Here is an 18,420-nt window from a genome sequence, read left to right as displayed (position 1 = left end):
TCTGCTTGGGTGGTGGGTGGGGTCCCGGTGGGCGTTCCGTGGCTCACACCGTCATCTTTCTGTTGGGCCTAGGGACGGAACGGTTGCCACCATTGCCGCGGCGTTCGCCCACGCCGCCGTTTCCGATTGGCCGTCCTCGTACAGGCGGAACGCGACGCGTTGCGCCATTCGGTCCCACAAGTTCTGCATGGCCATCGCCGAGGATGTGTCGCCCTGCCTCGGGCGTTCCCACAAGCTTTGCAGGATCATCCTGGCTCGCGCCTGCAAATCCGCCACCCGGTTAGCCGAAAGTGTGCTCAGCGCGCGCTCGGCTTCCTGGAAATCCTCGCGCCACCGTCGGTAGACGGTCGCGATCTCGGTTTCCGTGACCTCAGCGGGCCGGGCAGGCCGGGCGTCCCCGTACAGGGCCGCCGCGCGCTGTCTGTCGATCGCCGCGATCGCGGATGCGACCTCCCCAGCGCTCTCATATCCCGGCGGTGAATCCCGCTCGTAGCGCGGGACGAATTCCCGGGACTCCTCCGAAAGACGGGTGTCCTCACCCCGCCGCCAGTGCAACTCCGGCGTCACGCTTCGCAGCCGGTCGAATACGTCCTCGACGTCGTCGGCATTGATCTCATAGCCGCCGTCGTAGACGAACACGGGCCTCGGCGGTCCACCAACTCGGCGCAAGCCTTCGGCGAGTGCTCTGACGTACCAGTCCGGAAGCGGCGCGTCATCATTCTCCGACCTCGGGACGATGACCACCGTTCGCCCGAGCTGCCCAGCATCCGCGAGTTGGGAACTCAGCCCGGGGTGCGGACCATCCGCGAGTTGGAACATCGCGGAACCCTGGATCAGCATGCCCAGCTCAACAGGATCCGGTGACGCAGGCTCAATAGACCCGTTGCGGATTATTTCGATCTGGCCGCCCGACACCCGCACACAAACGAACAGCGGATCCGGATCAAACTCGGCCACCGCGCGCCGCAGCATGGGCCCGTGCCCGTCGTAGTCCAGCGAACCCCATGCCTCCCATAGTTCCGTCTCCCCCGGATGCACCGGGAAACACACGGCGTTTTGCACCGACTCCGCGTCCACGCCTACCCGCAAGTTACGGGCCGTCAAATGCTGGTGCGGAGGAGAAGGCTGCATTCGGTCGGGCGTCAACAGCTTCAGGCCGCCGCCCGACACGACGCTCCTGCCGTCCGGCGAGGCGAGTCTGCGTGGCGGAATGTTGTCTTCTGTGATGTAGACGGGCCGGTCAGCATCGGATGTGCCCAGCAGCTGCGAGGTGAACGGGGCGAGATTCGGCATCGGTTCGACGGTGTGCAGCGACCCTATTGCGACGATCACGACGGGCCGCCGCCAGTCCCCTCGGGTCGCCTCAAGGTAGTCCGGGTTCCACGCCAGCAAAGAACCGAAAACCGCAGGGTGTATTTTCCCGTCGAAGCTTGGGGAAACGAACTCATCGAACTCCCTGAACGCGAGGACGATAATCGGCGGCTGGGGATCGCGATACCCCAACTCCGACAACAACCGGGAAAGCCCGTACGAACGAAGCTTTCCAGCAACATTCTCATGCCCCCTGGGAAGACAGGAGATGAGCGTCGGCTGCCGCACCTCGACAGCACTGGCGGGATGGGTGAGCAACGCCGACTGCGCCGACGGAGCCTCGATCAGCGCGTGCACCCGCCACCCGCCGTCAAAATGTGCGTTGAATTCGCCCATCGACAGGAACACCGGCCGCTGGACCCCGTCGCTGCGCAATCCCTCCGCCAACGACCGCGCGTCCCGCTCGGTCAAGCCGGATGGCCACCGTTCAAACAACACCACAACCGGGCGGAGCGGATCGTCACCGACGAACTCTTGGAACTGCGCACCTCGGACCACGCTCGTACCGAAGTCCGAAGGCCCGAGAACCCTGGTCTCCCCGGTCCGATCAAGCACGTGGAACCGTCCGTGCCCCGACGGCGCCACCACAACTAAGGGCTTCCGGTGGCCAACCTCCGAAACAATCAAGTCCCTGTCCAAGTCTCGCAGTCGCACCTCCCCCGGGTGGGGTGAATACGACACCACCGGCCCGAAGTCGTCGTCGGCGGGCCGGCTCAAACCAGCCACCGGCGACCAGTCCGGCGGCGGCACGAACCTCGGAGGATCTGTGTCGAAGTGGAGAGCGGCCAGATCTCCCGCATCGCGTCGCAACCGGAAATCCCGGTCCGTGACCAGGACCACGCGATCCACGTCGTTGCTCCGCACGCCACGGGCGAACTCATGCGCGGCACGCTCGCTGAGCCCCGTCTCGGCTCCCACGGTCGCCAACAGCACAGGAGCATTTGACTGCGAGGCCAAGGACTCGTAAGTCGCGCTGCGCGCCAGCTGGCGGCCGAATTCGAAGGCTGACACCGTGCCCGACGGCGTGACGAACTCATCACCCCACAACCGCGCGAGCACAACCGTGGTCGAATGCAGCCCGAACCGCGGCGCACCGGTCACCCGGAAACGATTCGACGACCACTGCCCCCACCACTCCACGTCCGCCGATGTCCCACCGGCGGCCAGCAAACGATACGACGGATTAGAGGTCAGCTCAGTCACCGACAGTTCAGCGGCGCGCGGACGTCCGCCGGCAAGAGTGACCTCCTGAACTCCGAGCCGGATATCGTAGCCCTCAATGTATTCCACAACGGTAGCAACGTAAACCGGTCCTTCGTGACCATATCGGCGTACTCCGCTCGCGAGCTCCTGGCGGTCGTTTGCCCCCACGACGACATCGTCATTCTGCTGCACTGCAAACACGACGACGGGCTTGCTGGGATCCGGGTCCGCTATTTCGCGTAAGGCTCCGGCCACTTCCCGGCCGAATGCTCCGGCACTCAGGTGCTCGACGTCCCGGGTTCGGGGATCAACGCAGGCGAAGGTTTCATCATGTTGCCAGCACGCCAACACGACGATCGGCAATTCGTCACGCACCTGGGCCAGCAGTATCTCCAGGTCGGCCTCCGACTCAACCGACCGCCGCCACTTGGCCTCCTCATCACCGTTGCGCGGGTATGCGATCATGTTGATCACGCTTGAACGCGCCGGTATCGCCAGCCGCAATCGCGGCGACCACGGGACCATGCGGTGGAAAATTTGATTCACGAACGGTTCGCCGCTGTTGTCGAAGGTGGGGCCGTTTACTTCACCGTCCAACATGGTCACAAAAATCGGCCAGCGATACCCCATCTCGCTGAAGCCATCGGCCAGTTCCACCAGGGCCTGCTCCGGCAACGGTTGTTCATATTCCTCGAAGTACGTGCAGACAACGAATGAGCGGTGATCGTCGTCGTGGCCGGTGATCCCGTGGGATCGGGTGTCCTCGACCACCCGACGAGCGAACTGGCGTGGAGTCAGGTTCTGCCTTTCCCACGTGTCCCCACCGGCAACGGTGAACTCGCCGCGCGGTGAGATCCATACCAAGACGAAGATCGGCGAATCACCGACAACGGCCCGCCGCACCGCTTCCAGGCTAAGATCCGAGCCGGACAGCTGCTGGAGCTCGTCCATGTTCCCGTCGCCGAGGGGATAGGCGATCGCGTTCTCCCGCTCGGAATCCAGCTGCAGCGCCAACACGCTCGCACGCACGCCGGAGCTCAGCACGAGCCCGCTGTCGTGCGGCTGACCAGCTTGTGCTTCCACGGCTACCAACCCGAGCGCGGAAGGATCGTGCGAGATGTAGCCGTCGGCCAGCAGGACGTGGCGGGCACCGTCCCCACCCTCGGTAAGTCCCTCGGCGAATCGCCGCGTGAGGGCTTCGCGGCTCAAGTGCACCCCGAGTCCGGCGTTGCCACCCATGACTACCAAGACGACCGGGCCGTCCTGGTTGGCCGCGGCGACCCGGAGATACTGTTCGGTGCCGGCCACCCGCTGACCGAGCTCTCTCGGTGTCTCCAGGTGCGCGGTCGTGCCGCGAACCGCATCACTGATCAGGAACGACTTTTCCGCACCGGTCGGGGTCCGCCGTCTGGCCTGGACCACGACGATGATCGGCTCCCGGTCGTCGTTGATGCCCATCTCGTGGCGCACTCGATCGAGCTTGGCCCGGCTGCCGTCGAAATCTTGCCACCACCGTGACGAAACCTCGTCGACCGGGTACACCACGGTGTTCTCGGCTTGTCCGCCCATCCGCACAGTCAATGCCAACGTGGCCTCACGCCGCCACTGCACCCGCAGCTCGCCCACGGTCGCCCGGTGTTCAAGTCCCCGTTGCAGACTTTGCTCAACCCGCTGAAGCACATCAGCCAAAAAACGCACCTCGCGCGGGCGAACATTCGTGGCGGTCTCGGTCACCTCCTGCACGACGCGATGCACGTCCGCAGCGGTCACCGTCGGCCCCTGCATCTGACCGATATCCCGGATCCAGTCCGCCACCAACCGAACATCCCGCACATCAGCGACGGTCGGTTGTCCACCCAAGCCCTCGGTCAACTCAAGAACATGAACAAGCCTGCCCCGCAACCGCTCCCAACTACGCGTACCCGGCCGATGCCCCACCCCACGCCGATAACGCAACTCCACCGCATCAGCGACCCGCCACACATCCTCATCGGCCAGCCTCCGCCCAGCAGGCAATCCACCATCTTCCTGCCCACCCGCGTCCCACCACGCACTCAACAGCTCATCGACCGACCCAGTCTCATCCGCTGCGGTGGGCGCGGCATCGCCGTCGTCGGCCCACCTGATCAACGGCTGCGGGCCCGCTCCCTCCGCATAGCGCGGCGAGGGCGCACCGACCAGCGCCGCCCGCAACTCCGGACCACCCGAGGACAACTCCTGCCCATCGGGCCCCAACAACGACCACCGGCCAGTCCCCCGACCGTCGACGAACACCGGCCGCATCCGACCATCACCAGCCACCACCGACTCCGTGGCATGCACCGCACCATCACGGGTCTGCCACACATCGCCGGCACCCGCCGTCCACACATACGCCCCCAACCCCACCGCAAACCGCTGCGCGAACGACGCCCCACCCGATTCCGAACGCCGCCGGGCACCGCAGCCGAACAACGCCACCGGCAACCTCTGCAACCTCGCCGCGAACCGCTGCGCGAACGACGCCTGCCCCGGCCCCGGTCGCCGCCCGACACCACAGCCGAACAACGCCACCGGCAACCCGGCCACCAGACGCCTATCCCGCCACACCCGCTCCGCCGACTCCTCCGGACCCACCTCCCCATCCGGCCACCGCGCACCCCCCTCGGGCGTCACATGCAGACCCACCACCTGCACATCCGGCACCTCCGAGGCCAACACCACCGCCTCCACCGCCACCCCACCATCACCGGGACCGAAGAACATCAACGGCTCCGCACGCACAAACCGCGCCACCGCCGCCGGCGGCTCGACCGGCAACGGCACATCCCTGTCCGATCGCCACAACATCCACTGTGGACCAGCGACGGTGTCCATCCGCGCCAAAACGTCCACGCCCGAGTGCAGCGCATCAGCCACCGACTCACCGGGCACGATCACGCGGTCACTGCCCAATACCAGCAGCACTCCGTCCCGGTTCGCCGACACCTCCGCGAACCCCGGCGACCTTGTCCACACCGGATAGGCCACCGACTCATCCGACCCCCGGACGGCCAGCACGACAGGCAAGGACGGAACGGTTGACACCATCGCCGCGGCATCCGCCCAGGCACCCGTTTCCGCCCCGGTATACAGCCGGAAGGCGACCCGCTGCGCCATCCGGTCCCACAAATCCTGGACCGCCATCGCCGACGACGAATCACCCTGTCTCGGACGCTCCCACACACTGCCCAACACCGCCCTCGCCCGCGCCTGCAAATCCGCCACCCAGTCAGCCGGCAGCACACTCAACGCGCGCTCAGCCTCCCGGAACTCCCCGTACCACCGCTGATACAGGATCGCGACCTCGGCCTCCGTGACCTCAACGGGCCGGACGGACCGGCCACCATCGGACAGCGCCATCTCACGCTGCCTGCCGACCGACGCGACCGCGGACGCGACCTCCCCAGCGTTTTCATACCTCGGCGGCAAATCCCGTTCATAGCGCGGAACGAGTTCCCGAGGCTCCTCCACTTCGCGGACCTCACCGGCCCGCCGCCAGTGCAACTCCGGCGTCGCATTCCGCAACCGGTCCAGCACCGCATCGGTGTGGGCAGCCTCGTAGCCGTAGCCGTCATAGACGAACACCGGTCGTGGCGGCCCACCAACTCGACGCAACCCCTCGGCGAGTGCTCTGGCATACCAGTCGGGAAGTGACGTACCATCCTCCGACGTCGGCACGATCACCACCGTCCGCGAAAGCTGCCCATCACCCACGAGCTCGAAATCCGGGGAATGCTGGATGAGCATGCCCAGGTCAACGGGCTCGGGTGACTCAACCGTACCGTTTTTGTTGCGCACTACTATTTTTTCGTTACGCACTCGCACAAGAATGAACAGCGGATCCGGGTCGAACTCATTTACCGCTCGTAGCAGCATGGGTCCGTACCCGTCATAGTCCAACGAGCCCCAATTTTCCCAGGCGCCCTCGTCGCCCGGCTCGATCGGAAAACACACGCAGTTTTCCTTCGACCCCCGGCCAACCCCGACCCAGGAGGGCTGGGATGCCAATTCATCCTGCCGCGTGGGAGGTTGCAGTCGTTCGGGCGTCAACAGTCGCAGCCCAGACGTGATGACCCGCCCCTCTTCCGGCGTGGCCAGCCTGTCTGCCCGAAGGTTTTCTCTTGAGATGTAAACGGGCCGGTCAGCGTCGGGGGTGCCCAGCAGTTCTGCCGTGAAGGCGGTGAGGTCATCCGTCGAAAGAGGGGAGTGCGGCCCCGCTACTGGGACGATCACCACCGGCCGCCGCCAGTCCCCCCGGATCGCCGCAAGATAATCCGGGTTTCGCGCCAGCACGAAACCCAACCGTTCAGGGGACAATTCGCCTTCCCCGCCTGGGGCGATGAAAACGTCGCCCGCCCTGCTCGCGAGGACGACGATCGGCTGTTGCGGTCCGCGATACCCCAGCTCCCGCAACAGCCGGGAAACCCCGAATGAACGAACCTGGCCCGCAACATCCGCGTGGTCACTGCCCACAAACGAGATCAACGACGGCCGCTGCGCATCGACGGCACCCGCCGGATGCCTCAGCTGCGCCGACTGCACCGACGGCGCCTCAACCAGCGCATGCGACCGCCACCCGGCCTCGCGCTCCTCGAACTCACCCACCGACAGAAAAACAGGCCGCTGGACCCCGTCGCCACGCAACCCCTCCGCCAACGACCGCGCATCCCGCTCGCTCAAACCAGACGGCCACGTGCCGCACACCACCACGACCGGACGAGCCGGATCGTCACCGACAAGCTGCTGGAACCACGGATTCCTCACCACACTCGCACCGAAATCCAAAGGCCCAAGAAGCCTCGCCTCATCAGACGACGGATCGATCACCTGAAAACGACCGTTCGCCGACCATGCCCCCACCACGACCGGGGACCGGTGACCGGTCTCCGAAGCAAACCAGTCCGCATCCAGGGTCTGCTGTCCCATCTGCCCTAGACGGGACGGAAACACCAGCGCCGACCCACCGTCGTTCGCGGCTTGGATCTCGAACGCCACCGGGAACCAATTGCGCGGTGGCACGAACCTCGGAGGATCTGCGTCGAGGTGGAGCACGGCCGCGCCGTGCACATCGCGTTGCAATCTGAAGTCCCGATCCGTGACGAGGATCGCACGGTCCGGATCGTTGTAGTGCACCCCACGGGCGAACTCATGCGCGGCCTGCTCGCTGAGCCCAGTCTCGGCTCCCACCGTCACCAACACGACAGGCGCGTCGGAACCCGCAGCGACCAAGTCTTGATAAGGCGCGCTGAGCACCAGCTGGCGGCCGAAGTCGAACGGTGCCAAAGTGCCCGACGGCGTGACGAACTCATCGCCCCACAACCGAGCGATCACCAGGGTCGTCGGACTCGACCCGAGCCGTTCCGCTCCGCTCATCCACACCCAGAGACCGCCCGACGACCACTGGTTCCACCAGTCCACATCCGCCGAGGTTCCACCGGCCGCCAACAAACGATGCTGCTGCGTAGAGGTCAGCTCCTGCACCGCCAGTTCCGCGGCGCGCGGACGACCTCCGGCGAGAACGATATCCCGAATCTCAAAACCGACATCGTCGCCGTCGCCACTGGATTCCACAACGGTCGCAACGTAAACGAGTCCGTCGTGGCCACGTCGGGCCACTCCGCTCGCGAGTTGCCGAAGTGCCGGCTCGCCCAGGTCAATTTCGTCCTCCGGCTGCACGGCAAGCACCACGACGGTTCTGCCGGGATCCGAGACCCCTGTCTCGGGCAATTCTCCAGCCAGGACCCGACCGAACGCACCGGCGCTCAGGTGCCTGGTGGCCCGGGTTCCGGGAACGACGTAGTCGAAGGTTTCTGACTCCCGGCGCACCAGCACGAGGATCGGCGATTCGTCTCGCACCTCTGCCAGCAGCCAGTCCAGGTCAGGACCCGACTCCGCCCACCGCCTCCAGGCAGCCTCCTCATCATCGTTGCGCGAGTAAGCGATCGCGTCTACCACGCCGGAACCCGACGGTATCGCCAGCCGCGACCGGGGCGACCACGGGGCCACAGGATAGAAGATGGCGATCTCGCTCTGATCATCCCATAGGACCATGTAAACCCGCCCGCGATGTCCCGCGTCGCGGAAGCCCTCGCCCAGTTCCTGCTGGGCCCACGCCGGCATCGATTGACCACAATGGACACGGATGTCGCGGTCATCGTCGTGCCCGGCGACGCCATGAGATCGCGCATCCTCAACCACCCGGCGCGCGAACTGGCGTGGGGTCAGCTCTTGTCTTTCCCACGTCTGCTCGTCCGCGACGATGAACCTGCTGGACGAGGCACGCGATACCATCACGATGATCGGCGGCTCGGTGTTCTCCGACCCCCCAGGCACCGGCAAATCGGATTCGGCCAACTCTTGGTATTCGCCCACATTTCTGGCGCTAGTGGGATAGGCGATCATGTTCGCTCGTGTGGAACCACCCGCGCGCAGGGCCAGCACGCTCGCTCGCAGGCCCGAGGGCAGCAGCAGCCCCGCACCCTGCCGACCACCAGCCCGTGACCCCACGGCGACCAACCCGAATCCGGAAGGATCGCGCGAGATATAGCCTTCCGCCAGAAGGACCTGCCGGACACCGCCTCCAGCCGCACCGAGTCCCGCCGCGAATCGCTGAATGAGCTCGTCGCGGCTCAGGTGCGCTCCGAGTCCGGCGTTGCCGCCCAGGACAACCAAGATGACCGGGCCGTCCGCGTTGGTCTCGGCGACCCGCCGGTACTGCTCGGTGTCGGCCACCCGCCGCCCCAGTTCCCAAGGCGTGTCGAGGTGTTCGGTCGTACCGCGAACCGCATCACCGATCAAGAACGACTTCTCCGCGCCAGACGTCCGCCGCCGCGCCTCCACCACAACCACGACCGGATCCCGATCATCCGCGATCCCCATCTCCCGCCGCACCTGATTCAAATCCACCCGGCCACCATGAAAATCCCGCCACCACCGCGACGACGCTCCGTCCACCGGGTACACCACGGTGTTCTCGGCCCGACCGCCCATCCGCAACGTCACAGCCCGCGTAGCCCGCCGCCGCCACTGCAACCGCACCTCCGCCACCGTCGCCCGCCGCAGCTCGCCCCCCTGTTTCAAATCCTGCTCCACCCGGTTCAGCACACCCGCCAAGAAACGCACTTCACGGAGACGAACGTTCTGCGGTGCGGCAGTAAGCTCCTGGACGAGAGCGTGCACATCCGCAGCGGAAACAGTGGGGCCTTGCATCCGGCCGACATCCCGAATCCAGTCCGCCACAAACCGGACATCCAGCGCCTCCTCGAGGTCCGGTCGCCCACCCAACTCCTCGGTCAGCCGGAGAACCTGAACAAGCCTGCCCCGCAACCACTCCCCACGGCGCATACCCGGCTCATCCGTTCCACCCCGGTAACGCAGTGCAACCGCGGAGGCCAAGACTCGCACATCCGCATAAGCCAGCCCCCGAATAACGGATAACTCACCATCCTCGGCCTCGGCCTCGGCCCACCACTCGCTCAGCAGCTCATCGACCGACCCACCCTCGTCCACAGCGGTGGGCGCGGCATCGCCGTCGTCCGCCCACCTGATCAACGGCTCCGGACCCGCTCCCTCCGCATAGCGCGGCGAGGGCGCACCGACCAGCGCCGCCCGCAACTCCGGACCACCCGAGAACAACTCCTGCCCATCGGGCCCCAACAACGACCACCGGCCGGTCCCCCGACCGTCGACGAACACCGGCCGCATCCGACCATCACCAGCCACCACCGACTCCGTGGCATGCACCGCCCCATCACGGGTCTGCCACACATCGCCGGCACCCGCCGTCCACACATACGCCCCCAACCCCACCGCAAACCGCTGCGCGAACGACGCCCCACCCGACTCCGAACGCCGCCGGGCACCGCATCCGAACAACGCCACCGGCAACCTCTGCAACCTCGCCGCGAACCGCTGCGCGAACGACGCCTGCCCCGGCCCCGAACGCCGCCCGACACCACAGCCGAACAACGCCACCGGCAACCCGGCCACCAGACGCCTATCCCGCCACACCCGCTCCGCCGACTCCTCCGGACCCACCTCCCCATCCGGCCACCGCGCACCCCCCTCGGGCGTCACATGCAGACCCACCACCTGCACATCCGGCACCTCCGAGGCCAACACCACCGCCTCCACCGCCACCCCACCATCACCGGGACCGAAGAACATCAACGGCTCCGCACGCACAAACCGCGCCACCGCCGCCGGCGGCTCCACCGGCAACGGCACATCCCTGTCCGACCGCCACAACATCCATTGTGGACCATCCTGGGTTTCCACCCGGGCCAGCACATCCACACCCGACCGCAGCACATCAGTCACCGATTCACCAGGCACCACCACGCGGTCACTGCCCAATACCAGCAACACCCCATCCCGGTCCGCCGACGTCTCCGCGAACCCCGGCGACCTCGTCCACACCGGATAGGCCACCGACTCGTCCGACCCCCGCACCCTCAGCACAACAGGCAGAGACGGCACACTCGCCACCATCGCCGCGGCATCCGCCCACGCACCCGTCTCCGCCCCGACAAACAACCGGAAGGCAACCCGCTCCGCCATCCGATCCCACAAGCCCTGCACCGCCATCGCCGACGACGAATCACCCTGCCTCGGACGCTCCCACACACTGCCCAACACCGCCCTCGCCCGCGCCTGCAAATCCGCCACCCAACCAGCCGGAAGCACACTCAACGCACGCTCAGCCTCCCGAAACTCCCCATACCACCGCTGAAACAGCGTCGCCACCTCGGACTCCGCAACCTCACCAGGCCGGACGGGCCGATCGGACAACGCCATCGCACGCTGCCGGTCAACCAACGCGACCGCAGACGCCACCTCCCCAGCGCTCTCATACCTCGGCGGCAAATCCCGTTCATAGCGCGGAACGAGTTCCCGAGGCTCCTCCAGATCACGGACCTCCCCGGCGCGTCGCCAGTGCAACTCCGGCGTCACGTTCCGCAACCGGTCCAGCACTGCATCGGTGTCGGCAGCCTCGTTGTGGTAGCCGTCGTAGACGAACACGGGTCGCGGGGGGCCACCAACCCTGCGCAAGCCCTCGGCGAGTGCTCTGGCATACCAATCCGGCAGTGACGTACCGTCCTCCGCCATCGGCACGATCACCGTCGTCCGCCCAAGCTGCCCCTCGCTCACGAGGTCGAAATCCGAAGAACGCTGGATGAGCATGCCCAGGTCAACGGGTTCGGGTGATTCGACCGAACCGTTTTTGTTGCGCACCACTATTTCATCGTTGCGCACTCGCACGAGAACGAACAGCGGATCCGGGTCGAACTCGCTTACCGCTCGTAGCAGCATGGGGCCGTACCCGGCGTAATCCAACGCGCCCCAACGGTCCCAGGCGTCCCCGTCTTCCTGCTCGACCGGGAAACGGACGCAGTTTTCCTTCGACCCCCGGCCAACCCCGACCCAGGAGGGCTGGGATGCCAATTCATCCTGCGGCGTGGGAGGTTGCAGTCGTTCGGGCGTCAACAGTCGCAGCCCAGGCGTGATGACCCGCCCCTCTTCGGGCGTGGCCAGCCTGTCTGCCCGAAGGCTGTGTCTTGAGATGTAAACGGGCCGGTCAGCGTCGCGGTTACCCAGCAGTTCTAACGTGAACGCGGTGAGGTCATGCATCGCAAAGGAAGAATGCGGCCCGGCTACCGGGACGATCACGACCGGCCGCCGCCAGTCCCCCCGGATCGCCGCAAGATAATCCGGGTTTCGCGCCAGCACGAAACCCAACCGTTCAGGGGACATTTCGCCTTCCCCGCCTGGGGCGATGAAAACGTCGCCCGCCCTGCTCGCGAGGACGACGATCGGCTGTTGCGGTCCGCGATACCCCAGCTCCCGCAACAGCCGGGAAACCCCGAATGAACGAACCTGGCCCGCAACATCCGCGTGGTCACTGCCCACAAACGAGATCAACGACGGCCGCTGCGCATCGACGGCACCCGCCGGATGCCTCAGCTGCGCCGACTGCACCGACGGCGCCTCAACCAGCGCATACGACCGCCACCCGGCCTCGCGCTCCTCGAACTCACCCACCGACAGAAAAACAGGCCGCTGGACCCCGTCGCCACGCAACCCCTCCGCCAACGACCGCGCATCCCGCTCGCTCAAACCAGACGGCCACGTGCCGCACACCACCACGACCGGACGAGCCGGATCGTCACCGACAAGCTGCTGGAACCACGGATTCCTCACCACACTCGCACCGAAATCCAAAGGCCCAAGAAGCCTCGCCTCATCAGACGACGGATCGATCACCTGAAAACGACCGTTCGCCGACCATGCCCCCACCACGACCGGGGACCGGTGACCGGTCTCCGAAGCAAACCAGTCCATGTCCAGGGTCTGCTGTCCCATCTGCCCTAGACGGGACGGAAACACCAGCACTGGCGCACCGTTGTCGTCCACGTCTTGGACGTCAAACGCCACTGGGAACCAGTTCTGCGGTGGCACGAACCTCGGAGGATCTGCGTCGAGGTGGAGCACGGCCGCGCCGTGCACATCGCGTTGCAATCTGAAATCTTGGTCCGTGACGAGGATCGCACGGTCCGGATCGTTGTAGTGCACCCCACGGGCGAACTCATGCGCGGCCTGCTCGCTGAGCCCAGTCTCGGCTCCCACCGTCACCAACACGACAGGCGCGTCGGAATCCGTAGCGATCGAGTACTGATAAGGCGCGCTAAGCGCAAGCTGGCCACCGAATTCGAAGGCCGACAAAATGCCCGACGGAGTGACGAACTCATCGCCCCACAACCGGGCGAGCACAATGGTCGTCGGCATCAACCCGAGCCGGTGCGCATCGTCCACCCGGAGACCGCCCGACGACCAGTGGTACCACCAGTCCACATCCGCCGAAGTTCCACCGGCCGCCAGCAAACGATGCTGCTGGGTCGAGGTAAGCTCCTGCACCGCCAGTTCGGCGGCGCGCGGACGACCTCCGGCGAGACTCATATCCCGAATCTCAAAATGGAGAAGGTCGCCGTCGCTGACTTCCACGATGTCAGCAACGTAAACCGGTCCGTCGTGGCCATGTCGGCCTACTCCGCTGGCGAGTTGCCGACGTGCCGACTCGCTCAGGGCGATCCCGTCCTCCGGCTGCACAGCAAGCACGACGACGGTTCTGCCGGGATCATAGGCCCTTGTCTCGGTCAAGGCTCCGGCCACGATCTGACCGAATGTTCCGGCACTCAGATGCCTGGTGGCCCGGGTTCCGGGCACAACGTAGTCGAAGGTTTCTTCCGCCGAGCGCGCCAGGACGAGGATCGGTGATTCACCATCTACCTCTGCCAGCAGCCCGTCAAGATCGGGTCCCGACTCCGCCCACTGCCTCCAAATGGCCACATCGTCAATGTTGCGCGAATATGCGATCGCGTCGATCACGCCTGAACCCGACGGTATCGCCAGCCTCAATCGGGGCGACCACGGGGCCGCAGGATAGAAGATGGCGTTGTCTCGCTGATCCAGTAGGACCACGTAAACCGGCCCGCGATGCCCAGCGTCGCGGAAGCCCTCGCCCAGTTCCTGCCGGGCCTGGTCGGTCAGCCTTCGCCCACAATGGACGTTAACTTCGCGGTCATGCCCGATGATCCCGTGGGATCGCGCATCCTCGATCACCCGGCGGGCTAACTCGCGCGGGGTCACCTCCTGCGTTTCCCAGGTGTCCCCGTCGGCGACGAGGAACCTGCTGGACGAGGCAGTCGATACCAACACGACGATCGGCGAATCAGGGCCAACCCCCGGCTCCCCCGGCACCGGCGAACGGGAGTCGACCAACTCCTGATATCGGCCCAATTCAGTGGCGTCAATGGGATAAGCGATCGTGCTCTCCGGCGTGGCACCGCCCTCCGGCACCGCCAGCACGCTCGCTCGCAGGCCCGAGGGCAGCAGCAGCCCCGCCCCCTGCCGGCCACCAGCCCGTGACCCCACGGCGACCAACCCGAATCCGGAAGGATTGTGCGAAATGTACCCTTCCGCCAGAAGGACCTGCCGGACACCGCCTCCAGCCGCACCGAGTCCCGCCGCGAATCGCTGAATGAGCTCGTCGCGGCTCAGGTGCGCTCCGAGTCCGGCGTTGCCGCCCAGGACAACCAAGATGACCGGGCCATCCGCGTTGGTCTCGGCGACCCGCCGGTACTGCTCGGTGTCGGCCACCCGCCGCCCCAGTTCCCAAGGCGTGTCGAGGTGTTCGGTCGTACCGCGAACCGCATCACCGATCAAGAACGACTTCTCCGCGCCAGACGTCCGCCGCCGCGCCTCCACCACAACCACGACCGGATCCCGATCACCGGCAATCCCCATTTCCCGCCGCACCCGGCCCAGATCCACCCGGCCACCGTGGAAAAACTTCCACCACCGCGACGACGCCTCGTCGACCGAGTACACCACGGTGTTCTCGGCCTGGCCCCCCATCCGCAACGTCACAGCCCGCGTAGCCCGCCGCCGCCACTGCAACCGCACCTCCGCCACCGTCGCCCGCCGCAGTTCGCCCCCCTGTTTCAAATCCTGCTCCACCCGGTTCAGCACACCCGCCAAGAAACGCACTTCACGGAGACGAACGTTCTGCGGGGCGTCAGTCAGCTCCTGCACCAGACTGTGCACATCCGCAGCGGACACCGTAGGCCCCTGCATCCGACCGACATCCCGAATCCAGTCCGCCACAAACCGGACATCCAACGCCTCCGCGACGTCCGGTCGCCCACCCAACTCCTCGGTCAGCCGGAGAACCTGAACAAGCCTGCCCCGCAACCACTCCCCACGGCGCATACCCGGCTCACCTCGGTAACGCAGTGCAATCGCGGAGGCCAAGACTCGCACATCCGCATAAGCCAGCCCCCGAATAACGGATAACTCCCCATCCTCGTCCCACCACTCGCTCAGCAGCTCATCGAACCACCCATCCTCGTCCCTGGGCTGGGCCCACCACTCGCTCAGCAGCTCATCGAACCACCCACCCTCATCCACCGCGGTGGGCGCGGCATCGCCGTCGTCCGCCCACCTGATCAACGGTTCTGGACCCTCTCCCTCCGCATAGCGCGGCGCAACCGCACCGGTCAGCGCCGCCCGCAACTCCGGACCACGCGAGAGCAACTCCCGCCCATCAGGACCCAGCAACGACCACCGACCAGTACCCACACCGTCAACGAACACCGGCAGCATCCGCCCATCACCCGACACCACCGACTCCGTGGCATGCACCGCCCCATCACGGGTCTGCCACACATCGCCGGCACCAGCCGTCCACACGTGCACCCGCAGCCTCGTCGCGAACCGCTGCGCGAACGACACCTCACCCGACCCCGGTTGCCGCCCCGCACCACATCCGAACAACGCCACCGGTATCCCCACCACGAAGCGTCTGTCGCGCCACACCCGGTCCGCAGACTCCTCCGGCCCCACCTCCCGATCCGGCCACCGCGCAGCCCCCTGCGGCGTCACGTGCAGACCCACCACCTGCACACCCGGCACATCCGCAGCCAACGCCACCGCCTCAACCGCCGGCCCACTCTCATCGGGACCAAAGAACATCAACGGCGCCGGACTCGCCAACCGCGCCACTGCCGCCGGTGGCGCCACCAGCAACGGCCCACGCCCGCCCGAGCGGAACAAAATCCACTGTGGATCATTTTGGATTTCCGCCCGCGCCAGCACATCCACACCCAACCGCAGCGTCCAGACAACCCAATCACGACTCATCGTCATGCGGTCATGGCCCAGGACCAGCAACCGCCCCCTATCCGGGGAACCTGCCGCGAACCCCGGCGACCTCGTCCACTCCGCATACGTCACCGATTCATCCGACCCCCGCACCGCCAACACCACAGGCAAAGCCGGAACACTCGCCGCCAGCACCGCAGCCTCCGCCCACGCACCCGTCTCCAGCCCACCACGGGACAACCGGAAAGCGACCCGCTGCGCCATCTGGTCCCACAAGCCCTGCATAGCCATCGCCGATGGCGTATCACCCAGCCTCGGGCGTTCCCACAGACTTCCGAGGATCGTCCTGGCCCGCGCCTGCAGATCCGCCACCCAATCAGCCGGAAGGGTGCTCAGCACCCGCTCGGACTCCTGGAACCCGCCGCTCCACCGCCGGTACACACTCACGATCTCGGTTTGCGCCACCTCAGCGGGCCGAGCCGGGCGGGCAGCACCGGACAGGGCCACCGCACGCTGCCTGTCGACCGCCGCGACCGCCGACGCCACCTCCCCGGCACTCGCATAACCCGGGGGCAAATCCCGCTCATAGCGCGGCACAAGCTCGCGAGGATCCTCCGGATCACGAACCGCCCCGGCCCGCCGCCAGTGCAACTCCGGCGTCACACTCCGCAACCGATCCAGCACGTCATCGGTATCGACGGCCTCGTCCTGGTAACCGTCGTAGACGTACACGGGGCGCGGCGGCCCACCAACTCGACGCAACCCTTCGGCAAGCGCCCTGGCATACCAGTCCGGAAGCGGCGCTTCATCCTCCGACTCCGGCACGATTATCACGGTTCGCCCGAGCTGTCCGGCATCCGCGAAATCGGAAGACGGGTACTCAAGATCCTGGAAATGCGGGGAGTGCTGAATGTGCATGCCCAGCTCGACAGGATCCGGTGACTCACGCTCATGCTCATGCTCAGACTCGACATCAGACTCGTCATCCCGGAGGCGCACTACTTCAATGCTGCCGCCGGACACTTTCACGAAGACGAACAGCGGGTCCGGATCGAACTCACCCACCGCGCGCCGCAGCATGGGCCCGTGCCCGTGGAAATCCAACGAGCCCCATCTTGCCCAGGCCGCCATGTCTTGCGGCTCCAACGGGAAACCCACGGCGTTGAGCGCCGGGTCCTCGCCAACACGCAAGGTGCCGGACTGCAAACGCTCCTGCATTGGGGGAGGCTGCATCCGGTCGGGCGTCAGCAGTCTCAGGCCGGGCGCCGCAACGCTCCCGCCGGTCAGCATGGCGAGGCTGTCTTCCAAAATGTTGTCTGCCGAGATGTAGACGGGCCGGTCAGCGTCGGGGGTGCCCAGCAGTCGTGACGTGAAGCGCGTGAGGTCCTGCGGCGCAGGGGAGTCGAACGGCCCTGCTACTACGATGATCACCACCGGCCGCCGCCAGTCTCCTCGGGTTGCCTCAAGGTATTGCGGGTCTCCCGCCAGAAGCTCGCCAAACTCGCCAGGGGACAGTTCCCTTTCCCCGCCGGGGGAGATGAAACCATTGAAACCTCTGCTCGCAAGGACGACGATCGGCTGTTGGGGGCCGCGATAACCCAGCTCCGAAACCAGCCGGGAAATCCCGAACGAACGAATCTGGTCAAGCACATCCCTGTGGGCGGGATTGTCGGCAAAGGAAATGACCAGCGGCCGCTGCGCGCCGGCAGCACTCGCCGGATGCGCGAGCAGCGCCGACTGCGCGGACGGCGCCTCAACCAGGGCGTGCGACCGCCATCCGGCCTCGCGCTCGGCGAACTCGCCCATCGACAGGAAAACCGGCCGCTGGACACCGTCGCTGCGCAATCCCTTCGCCAACGACCGTGCGTCCCGCTCGGTCAAACCAGACGGCCACTGATCGAACATCACCACAACCGGACGAGCCTGATCGCCGCCGGCGAACTGGCGGAATTCCGGGTTACTGACCACCCTCGTACCAAATTCCGAAGGCCCGAGAACTCGCGTCTCGCCAACCATCGGATCAACCAGGTGAAAGCGTCCGCGCATTGACCTGGCCACCACAACGAATGGCCTCCGGTGGCCGGTCTCGGAAGAAATCCAGCCCTTGTCCAGCAGTGGTGGCCCCGATTCGGCGTATCGGTACTCCGAAGCAATCCAGCCCGTTTC

1 protein-coding gene (only partly in view) is annotated in these 18,420 nt (G+C 66.2%); it reads right to left on the bottom strand.

From position 1 onward, the window contains the following. Positions 1-51 precede the first annotated feature (51 nt). A protein-coding gene (locus tag BJ970_RS17880) for a DUF8616 domain-containing protein (RefSeq protein ID WP_446689099.1) crosses the window boundary here: on the bottom strand, positions 52-18,420 show its end. 22,557 nt of this gene lie beyond the right edge of the window; only the last 18,369 of its 40,926 coding nucleotides appear in the window; its start codon lies off the right edge, out of view; it ends in the stop codon at positions 52-54.

Origin of the sequence: Saccharopolyspora phatthalungensis (assembly GCF_014203395.1) — a bacterium.
Taxonomy (GTDB): Bacteria; Actinomycetota; Actinomycetes; order Mycobacteriales; family Pseudonocardiaceae; genus Saccharopolyspora; species Saccharopolyspora phatthalungensis.
This window is presented reverse-complemented; position numbering and strand designations above follow the sequence as displayed.